The organism is Ferroglobus sp., assembly GCF_015521575.1.
In the GTDB taxonomy this organism is placed as follows: Archaea; Halobacteriota; Archaeoglobi; order Archaeoglobales; family Archaeoglobaceae; genus Ferroglobus.
Map to the genome: position 1 here is coordinate 1 of NZ_WANY01000223.1, position 9,645 is coordinate 9,645.

General features: G+C 40.4%; 7 protein-coding genes. 1 reads left to right on the forward strand and 6 read right to left on the reverse strand.

Annotated features, from left to right (window positions below):
- Nucleotides 1-32 precede the first annotated feature (32 nt).
- Nucleotides 33-3,407, forward strand: coding sequence for a hypothetical protein (locus tag F7C14_RS08830; protein WP_290901974.1), 3,375 nt, complete (start codon nucleotides 33-35; stop codon nucleotides 3,405-3,407).
- Here F7C14_RS08830 and F7C14_RS08835 read toward each other — a convergent pair.
- From F7C14_RS08835 to F7C14_RS08860, 6 genes are all read right to left on the reverse strand, one after another.
- Entirely contained in the window at nucleotides 3,394-4,887 is a 1,494-nt protein-coding gene (locus tag F7C14_RS08835; protein ID WP_290901976.1) for an alkaline phosphatase family protein, read from the reverse strand. The genes F7C14_RS08830 and F7C14_RS08835 overlap by 14 nt on opposite strands.
- A 5-nt stretch (nucleotides 4,888-4,892) precedes the next feature.
- Nucleotides 4,893-6,317 carry a flippase gene (locus F7C14_RS08840; protein WP_290901978.1) on the reverse strand — a complete coding sequence of 475 codons (1,425 nt, stop codon included), beginning with the start codon at nucleotides 6,315-6,317 and terminating at the stop codon, nucleotides 4,893-4,895.
- Nucleotides 6,318-6,812, reverse strand: coding sequence for a GNAT family N-acetyltransferase (locus F7C14_RS08845; protein ID WP_290901981.1), 495 nt, complete (start codon nucleotides 6,810-6,812; stop codon nucleotides 6,318-6,320).
- A 1-nt stretch (nucleotide 6,813) separates the two neighbouring features.
- Nucleotides 6,814-7,845 carry a GNAT family N-acetyltransferase gene (locus F7C14_RS08850; protein WP_290901983.1) on the reverse strand — a complete coding sequence of 344 codons (1,032 nt, stop codon included), beginning with the start codon at nucleotides 7,843-7,845 and terminating at the stop codon, nucleotides 6,814-6,816.
- A 1-nt stretch (nucleotide 7,846) separates the two neighbouring features.
- Nucleotides 7,847-8,956 carry an ATP-grasp domain-containing protein gene (locus tag F7C14_RS08855; RefSeq protein ID WP_290901985.1) on the reverse strand — a complete coding sequence of 370 codons (1,110 nt, stop codon included), beginning with the start codon at nucleotides 8,954-8,956 and terminating at the stop codon, nucleotides 7,847-7,849.
- The coding region (locus F7C14_RS08860; RefSeq protein ID WP_290901987.1) for a glycosyltransferase at nucleotides 8,956-9,645 on the reverse strand (690 nt) is incomplete at its 5' end. The genes F7C14_RS08855 and F7C14_RS08860, both read right to left, overlap by 1 nt.

The window sequence follows — 9,645 nt, forward strand, 5'->3', positions numbered from 1 at the left end:
ACAGCTATTAAGGTTAACCGAGGTTCGTACACATGGAAATCAATAATATAAAAAAAATTTTAAATTTAAACCTAAAAAGTTTGAACGTAGACCCGTTTATCGTCGTTTTAGCACTTTTAGTCTTCGTAGGCTTCATCGCTCCGACAATATTTTTCTACATACCTCATGGAACAGATTCCTACGCACACATTTTCTACACGAGAATCTTCTACGAAACTAACTCTCTTGAAGAATTCTACAACAAACTCCAAAACGATTACTTCACTAAAACGAGCTACCCCTTTGGATTTAGACTCTTCAGCTCGCTTGTGATGAAAATTTCTTCGATCGACGCTTTTTCCCTCTCAATTTTACAACCATTGATACTTCTCATACTCTCTTCGCTCCTTTATTATCTGTACTCGAAAGAACTGATTCCGGAGAAAGAACCTAAGATCCACGCTTTTTCAGTACTCTTTATGCTCAGCATGCCGGTGATAACGATCGGGATACTAAACTTTGAAACGGACTCTTTCATGTTTCCTTTTATAATTCTAACTTTCACTCTTCTTCTACGTGATGATGCAAAGAGTTTGCTGATGATGACGATTCTCCTAAGCCTGCTACCGATTTTCCACGCAGGCACATATCTATTCATCTTCTCGTTCCTCCCAGCATACATAATCGTTTACTCTATAATTTACAACAGAGTCTCGAAGGCATTACTCCCGTTTTCGGCAATGCTCCTCTCTTATGTTTCATTTATGAGATTATTCCCAGAAATCAAACCCCAGTTCGGCACCAAAGCACTGTTTATTCTCAAAATTTCGGATAAAATTGCAGAAACGACTGGATTAGGTATTTTCAGAGCGATAGGTGATGCGATTTACGAGGGTTTGTTTAGCGAACACTCACTTATTAACGTATTTTACGCGATAATCGCTCTCTACTTCCTCTCGATCCTTGCAACAAAGGTTTCATCTTTCGTTAAAGACAAGAGGATGTTTTCCTTCGCAATAACCTTTGCAACTGTACCAAAAAGTCCAGTGTTTCTGCCTTTCTGGATTGGACCGCTTCAAACACTCTTATCCCTTCTGAGCTTAAAGAGAATCGACAAAAAAGTGGCGAGCATACTGATACCGCTGCTAATAATAGTTCTACCTTCAGCAATGATAACCGGAGAAAGGGGGTTAAGAGAGATTCAGTATCTTTTCCTCATCGTACCCATTCTCTCGACCCTCGGTTTCCTACAGGTAGTTGAAACGATTAAGGAAAAAATTTCGAACGAAAAGATTAGAAATACCGCTTTATTCCTCGCATTTTTTTCAATCTTCATTAGCTTCGGCATAGTTTCCGTCTTCGGAAACGCTTACTACCATCCAAAGATAAGCATTCCTCCAGAGGACAAGTTCGGACTGGAGTGGCTGAGAAACGTTGGCTCAGAAAAGGAAGGGGTAGGAGAAATCGGCTACGGGCATAGGGTAAGCGTCTACGCCAACAAAATTCCTCCCTCAGCTGTGTGGATTCCAGCAGGAAAGGAGATGAGGAGGTACCTGATAGATTATTCAAAAGCAGTTGTTGAAGGAGACACCGATGCTGCCAAGGACTTATCAAGCTCTTTCGGTGCAAAGTACCTGGTAGTCTCCAGCAAAACTCTAAAAGGGTTAAAAACAAGCTGGGAGGAGATAAATCTGTTTGATAGCGAGAGTTACGATAAAATTCTTTCAAGCAAGGAGTTCGCAATAGCCCGGTTTATAGAGGAAAAACTCGTTCTTTCTGACATCTATCCGCATATCCAATTCGAAGATCATCCGACGATAAAAGATGCAGGAAACTTCTTGCTCGTGGAAACCAAGTCTTACAAAATCAGGATAGGAAAAACATCTCCAAAAATAGACTATCTCGGGACTAAAACCGAAAACTATCTTGAAGAAGGAAGTCTGCTCGACTACGTTATTCTCGGGAAGATTAAAGGGGTGATAATTCAAGGAGTCGAGTTTTCGAGGGTGCTTCTTGGAGAGAACATTGTGGAGTACAGGGGGGAAATTACGAAAGATTACATTCCAGTGGCAACCTTGATTGTAAGATACACTTTCTACCCCGAAGCGATAAAGAAGGAAATAACAGTGTTTAACGATTACAACAATGTAAGGGTTCCGATCAAAATTACAACGAGGTTTTACGCCCCCTACACTCACTTTACGACGTTAAGCGAGAGTGGGGAAAGATTTAACAGAACAATCTACCCCAACGAGGATTACGTTTTGCTGAGAGACCTTGAATTTAAAGAAGTGTTCATTTACAACGATCAGAAGAAGGGAATCTACCTAAGTTTCGAAAAAACCTCCCCGCTACCAGATAGGATCTCCTACTCCGGTTCAACAAAGCATAAGGGGTACAGCAGAATAGACTTTTCAGTTAAAAAGGATTTAACAAGAGTTTTTCCAGGAGAGAAAGTTACCGTAACTCAGTGGATTTCAGTAGGAGAAGAAGATGAGGCTAAAATACGAATAGAGAATTCAAGCTTCGTAAATCTACACCCTCACGTGAAAAAGCCAGCGATTCTAATTGTAAAATTTAAGGAAGATATAAACGACAGCATCCTGCAAAGGATAGAAAATCTGAATTACCCAGTTGTACTTTCAATTCCTTTATACAAGCAGATAAACATTCAAAAGCTGAAAAATTACTCCTCAGACAACTTTCAGTTGGCTGCGTATTTGAAAATCAAAAACGACACAATCAGGGAAGAGTACTATAAAAACTTACCGAACTTATCTAAGTTCTATCCAATAAAGGCTATTGTCGACCCCTACGCTAATTTAAGATCTATAAAGCTATTCGAAGAGTTTGGTGTGAAGTACGTTTTCAACAAATACGTGTCTCCGCCGTATCTAACGTTATTCGACGAAGGGGAGAGATTCCCGACAATTGCAGTAATTAGAGGGAAAGAAACTAACGTGACGCTTTTACCCATCTCTTCTCCAACCCTCTCAGCAGAAAGTTCAGAGGATGGATGGAGAGTCGTCGAAAACATTGCTCGTGGGGTAGCTGGCAGCGATGAAGTGGTAATCTTGGAGGTTGAAGACTCAGTTTTCTACGATAACGGCAGTTTCAAAAAGTTGCAGAGGACAATAGACTTTCTAAACAAAAACGGATTTGAAATTGTTAAACTCGAAAAAGTAAGAGAAGAGTTGGTAGCGATGGGGAAAATCAGCGTCAACGTCTCTGGAAAGTATCCAGAGGACTTTATCGTTAACATTCACTCCAAAGAAGTTTTGCCAGAAGCCAAGATTTTAATAAAGCTACCAGCGGAGGATTTTAAAATCTCAGCAGAAAACGTCAAAATTGAAAAGCAGAAGAGCGTAATAAAAGCATACTTAAACACCAACAGCAAGACTGCAAAAATTCACGTCAGATCTTCTTAAGCTTAGATATCGCTTTTCTTATTTTCTCGTTTTCCTCGGATGAAATCTGCCTCACATCCTTTTTCTCAGCAAATATCTCTACCAGCACTCTCCCATCAACATCTTCGGGAATTGGTAAATCGAGGGCGTGAAGGATCGTTGGAAGTAAATCGTAAATTTTCGCATCAACTTTACCTCTCCTTATGTTTTTTCCGTAAGCAGCGAAAATACCTTGGAGAGAGTGATAACCTCCTTGAGAGAACCGTTCAAATGTTTCGCCAGTAATGCCGGAATCGAGGATAAAACCGTTCGTTACAACTACGAAATCGGGAGCTTCGCTCAAGCGATCTCCATTGTAAACATCATTTTTTGTAAAAACTTTTTTAACAACTTTTTTCCCTTGGTATTCGAGAGAGCTCAAGAGCTTCAAGACCTCGTGGAACGTCCTATCATAATCCCCATCTTCTTTTAAGTAAATAGTAGAGGAAAGCGGCGTAAGAACATAAGCTTTGGATTTCTCGTAGTCGACCCTTATCAAATAGCTCACTTCCTTTCCTTTAAACACAAGTTTGTAGATCTTTTTCACAATCGTAGATACCTTAGGATACATAAGCATCCTGTAAAATACTTTCGGAATCCTTATCCTTCCTTTTTTCGTACCAAACGCAGATTTAACATGAGTTTCAAGAAGAGAAGCTTCTTCTTTCCTTACTATCTTAGGCTCAAGAAGACCGCTATCGTGGAAAATTTTGTTAATTCTCACGAGGTATTCGTAATCTGAAAAACCGTGATCCGAAATGACAAAAATGGTCATATCATCTTCGATTCTCTCAATTATCCATTCTAAAAATTCATCAACGAGCTTGAACACTTCCAAAAGATGACTCCTGCCACTACTAATTTCCTCCCAAAAGTTGTGAAGGATCGTGTCTGTTTCCCTGAAAAGAATGAAGAAGAACTGCCAATCCTCCTCGGAAAATAATCTTTTCCCAAGTTCTACTTGGCTTCTGGTTGTTTCAATTACATCTTTTATTAGCTCCTCACCAATCTTGCTGGGATCTGAAGAAACTAAGTAGTTGGATAAATCAACGCTTCCTTTCGGATAAACTTCCTTTTGAGGGTAAAGAAAGTCCGAAACCATTATTCCGTTAAAATCAATTTTTGGTGGAAAAGACAAAGGCAAGGCAATTATTACGCTTCTAATTCCGTAGTCTGATAGAAGTTCGTAGATTGCTTTACCTTTAACATCCCTCGATCGATTTAGCTTCATCTTTCCACTTTCCAGTTTAACGAAATCGAAAATACCATGCTTTCCTGGATTTTTGCCCGTGTAAAAGGACACCCAGGCTGGTGCCGTTAAGGGAGGAAGAGTTGACTCCAAAAACCCCCAAGAACCGTCTTCCATAATTTTCCTTAACCCCTTCAGTTCGTTTCGATCGCACATCGGCTTTAAGACGTTCCAGCTACCCCCATCAATTCCCACAACAACGACTTTCTTCATTCAGCTCACTCCATTTTAATCAGCTTTATCAGAATTCTCCTATCACTATCATCGAAAATCTTGGTGTAGAGAAAAACTAAAATCGTTATCAAACCCACAACAAGGATTAACGAGTTTTTACTCAGGATAGAAGCGTAAACGAATAGTGCCGAAAGTAAAACTACCGCCATCGACTGGAGAAGGAGAGCTCTGGAAAAGTCGAAGTGTCTTATAGCTACAAGACCTAAGAAAACAAATGAAAAAGATCTCGCCATGAGTGTTGCGAAGCTCGCTCCAACGAAGCTCCAGATCGGAATTAAAAGGAAGTTGAGGAAAACGTTCAGAGTGGCTGCAGCTGCTACCTGATACGTTTTAATTATCTGCATGTCTGCTGATCTAAAAAGGTTGCCCAACACAACATTGAGATACAAAAAAAGCTGAGACCAAGCTAAGATTTTTAGAGGTTCAGCGGAGCTGGAAAATTCTTTTCCAAAAATCGTAGAGACGATAATTTCAGAAAAACCGCTTAAAATTACTACGACAAACAACCCGATTACCAAAACGAATTTGTAAGCAATTTCGCTCGTTTTAACGAGAGAGTTTGCGGATTTAGTGAAGAGTCTCGATGTGACCGGGTAGAGGGCTGCTATGAACATCAGAGGTAGGAAGTTTAACGCAAAAACCATCCGGTAGGCTGCGCTGTAAAACCCTACTGCCCTCTCTCCGACCATAGCGTACAGCATAATTTTGTCTGTATCGTTCAGAATTACGACAAAAGCCGTCGCAGCCCAGAAAGGAATGCCTTCTCTGAAAATAGTTTTCCAGAATCTTTTATCGAATTCAAAGGAAATCTTTTCAAACATTACCTTTTTTACGAGTGCAGATACGAGAAACGTGAAGGAGATTGTATTTGCGATTAAATACAACACTCCGAATTCCACCAAGCCAAAATTAAAAATGATTAAAACAACAGTCCCGCTAAGTAAAACAGCACTTCTCAAAATTTTACCTAAAGAGATGTAGAGCATTTCCTCAAATCCTTGCAAGATCGAACGAAATATCGAAGCTAAGGAGTCTATGGCGACAGCCAAACCAAGCAGGCAAGCTAAAAGCTCCACTTCTTGAGGATAATCTGCAAAAAATAGATAGAGGAAAAATGCTCCAAAAATTGCAACCACTGTTATCGACTTTAACAGGAGTACGTTTGAAAAGAACTTTTTCGCAACCGTTTTGTCCCTCGCAACTTCTCTTATCGTCAATTCAAAAAAGCCAATATCCGTGAACAACCTGAGCATTCCCGTTAAAGCGAGGAAAAAAGAGAGAACTCCAAAACCCTCAACTAATAAGTGTCTCGCAAGGAGGATCGTATAACCAACTGTGAGGATTTTTGCACTAATTTCTCCAAAAACCATAACAAGGGTATTCTTGGCAACCCTTTTTGCTGTATTCATCTATCCCCTCCAGAAAGTTCGTAAACGATACTTAACGAAAAAACTGAGTCTACAAATGAGTTTAAACAAAAGAACGATGATTGGTTGGAAGAACACGTATTTTGTCAGTCGGATCATGTAGTAAAACCCATCGTCTTCCCTGACGACTCTGTAATCTACATCCTTATATAGAGATAAAGCTTTTTTATTGTTTTTTCGAACTGTAACTTTCACGAGGAAATAATTCTCCTCAACGCACTCTTTTAATCTCAAGTGTAGTTTTTTCCCCACACCCCTACCTTGGTGATCTCTTCTAACAACCAAGTACAAGCGAGGAAATACTCTCTCCTTAATGATTCCACAAATTCCCGCTATTTCACCATTCACCCTTTCAACGAGAATAACCTCAGATTTCACCAAATCTTCTAAAGGAGTCCTAAACATCTCTTTTTCCTCTCTCAAAGAAGAGACAAAATCCGCAAGCTCCTCCCGCGTTAGCTCCCATTTTCCAGTCATCTTAAAACCTGCCTTTTAACTTTTTAAGGGAAAAGTAAACAGTGTTTCCCACCTTCCCCAACATAGATAGGTTTTTTGAAGTAGAAAACCAAGGAACCAACTCCGGGTTGAACTTCGCCTTGTAATGTCTCAGCCTCGGATCGTCTCCGGCATCTATTTCCTCGTAATATCTGAATCCGCTTTCCCAGCTCCACTTAATTGCTTCCCACTGAAGAACATCGTTCGGATAAACCCCCTTCAGCGTTGTCTTGCTCATACCGAACCAGTAGGACACCCTATCCTTGTGAACAAGCAAAATAATTCCTCCAGCAAGCTCTTGTAGGTACTCCGCCACAAATATCCTCATTTTCTCGGGGTAATACTTCTCGAAAAGCTCTTTAAAGTAGCTCTCGTAGTAATCTTCCGGAACTTTAGCACCCATTTCCTGAAATCTCTTCTTCATGTTGAGCCTTACGAACTCCAGATCCTCAAAACCGCCTTCTCTAACATCCACTCCCTTCTGCCTGGATTTCTCTATGCTCCTCCGTAGGGATCTATCCAAGTCCTCCCAGATTTTCGAAAGTTCTTTTTCCAAGTTCAAAACGTACGTATACTGGGGAAATACTGAATACCCGCTCCAGCTGAATGGTCGTGAGTCAATCAAAAAAGGCGGAGTTCTTATTCTTACGTAGTCAACTTCAAGTTTTTTAAGAAAATTATCCACGGCTTTAATTGATTCAATCAAAGCAGTTTCTTTTTTGCTCTGCTTCATTTCCCTGTGGGAAATTAAAGCCGGCCCGAGGTAAACCATTATTGCCTTTGAAGGGGGCGAGAGAGCAAATCTTAAGCCGAGCTTTTTCCCTACAAAAACCGGGAAGATTGCTACAGAAGTTGAATTCTTTTTTACAACCAGAGGGTAAAGCTTCGTGTTCGAGTGTTTTTCCACTGCTTTCAGCCAATCCCATTCGTGGAATATCGTCGTATAATCCGCTCTATCCACCAATCCATTCCACTCATCTCTTTTATCTACAATTTCAACCTCGTATTCTGCCATGTTAAATTCTCCTCCTCAAAATTCCAAGGATCTCGTAAAGATTCGGAAGCGGATCCGAAAAATCTAACATGAACTCTTTATACTTGAAAAAATTAAGGAAGTCGAGTAAAGCTTTAGCTTTGCTTCTTATCGACTCATCTTTTGATGAGAGAATGCTTACAACAGACTTTAAATCATCAACAACACTTCTCAGATGGATTCCTTCAACGTACTCTTCTGCGAACTCATCAACTGAGCCTAAGTAAAACTGATAGAGCAGCCAAGGAAAATCTATTCCGCATACCGCTGCTGCGTTGACGCTTCCCCAAAACCTTGGATTCACGTCGATCAGCTTTGGTTTGTTATCAACCTCATCAACGATGAAATCAAAGTTTACGATTCCCGAATACTTAATTTTCCTCGCTAACTTTTCCGAGTAAAGCAGGCATTCATCGTCTCTTGAGCTTTTGAGATACGTTGCCGGTCCGAAGGGATGAGGATGAAACCTCAACCTCTCGTAAACAAAGGCGACAATAAATCCGGACGCATCAGACAACGCTGAAACGCTCAGCTGCTTTCCTTTTACAGCTTTCTGGAGAAGCACATCTTCCTCATTGAACTTTAAATTTCGTTTAAGAGAGAAGTACTCTTCTAAATTCTTAATTCTGTAAACACCCCTCCCTCCACTACCGACCCTCAATTTTAAAATGAATTCTCCGGATTTTGCAAATTCAAAAATGTCCTCCTCAGTTTTCGGGAAAAATGTTTCAGGAACTGGAATACCAATATCTTGAGCGATTTCAGTGATTTTTCTCTTATCAATCAAGGTTTCAACAGCTTCGTAATCTCCGCAGGCTATTTTTATTTCGTTTGATTTCATTTTAGCAACTTCAACGAGCTCTTTTTCGGAAAGCAGTGGGATAAAAAGCTCACAACCCTCATCTACGGCAACTTCCAGAGCCTCCCGGTAGTTCCTCACAAGATAATTTTTCGAGGAAAATTTAGAATGGAATGCCGAAGCTCTCTCTTTACTTGAAGCCAAGCGAATTTCAACGCCTCTTCTTCCCAAAGACCTGGCTATCGGTAAGGCTGGTGAATCTGCTGCATCGTATATCATTACTTTTTTCTGCATTATACTTCCCCGGAAATGACCTTCCGATAAAGATCGGAATACATCTTACCGATTTTTGGAAAAGAAAACTTTCTTACGGCGTAATTCCTTATAAAGTTGCTCGGAAACTTTCTGTGGTTTTCTATCATCCATTTTATAGCTTCCATCAAGGATTTCCCATCGTTCACATCCACAACTATCCCGGTTTTCCTCACGACTATCTCTCTCTGCCCTTTGTCACTCACTATCACCGGCTTTCCGCAAGCCATTGCTTCTATCACAACAACTCCGAATACTTCCCACAAACTTGGCAGAATGAGAAAATCGCTCTCCTGCAAGAGCTTTGAAACTTCATCTCTCCTTTTCGATCCAAGAAAGTGAACACAATCAGTTAATCCGTACTTCCCGCTCAACTTCTTGTAGTAGTCGAAGAGAGGTCCGCTTCCAACCAAAAGGAGAGAGAAACCTCCCGGATTTGAAGGCAGATTTTTAACTGCTTCCAACAACTTGTCGATACCCTTTATCGGATCCAACCATCCAACGAAAATTCCTTTGGTTTCGTCTTTTCTTTCATCGTCTTTCTTTCTGAACACTTCGGTGTTCACTGCATTGGGAATCACGAAAATTCTACTTGAAACTCCCAGATTTGTAAGATATTTTTTAAAGAAGTTCGAAGGAACAGCAACAGCATCAGCATTGCTTAGAACGAT